Source organism: Shewanella sp. NKUCC05_KAH, from assembly GCF_019345585.1.
Classification (GTDB): Bacteria; Pseudomonadota; Gammaproteobacteria; order Enterobacterales; family Shewanellaceae; genus Shewanella; species Shewanella oncorhynchi.
Window position 1 is genome coordinate 1 of record NZ_JAHKQZ010000062.1, and the last position, 257, is coordinate 257.

Annotated in this window: 1 tRNA gene; it reads right to left on the reverse strand. The window is 44.7% G+C overall.

Annotated elements, in window-relative coordinates:
• Positions 1-15 precede the first annotated feature (15 nt).
• Positions 16-91 (reverse strand) — tRNA-Glu (locus tag KO533_RS22495).
• Between the last annotated feature and the right edge of the window lie 166 nt (positions 92-257).

The following is a 257-nucleotide window of genomic DNA, read 5'->3' on the forward strand; positions in this document are numbered from 1 at the left end:
TCTATAAAATATAGATGGTATCCCCTAGGGGATTCGAACCCCTGTTACCGCCGTGAAAGGGCGGTGTCCTAGGCCTCTAGACGAAGGGGACCCGGACTTATGATTTAACTCGTAACCGAGTTTTGTAACACATTTGCTTCAATAGTCTAGGAAGCAAATGCCTTGTTCTTACCAAACAACTCGTTAGTTATTTGCTAGGAACCACTCTCTATAAAATATAGATGGTATCCCCTAGGGGATTCGAACCCCTGTTACCG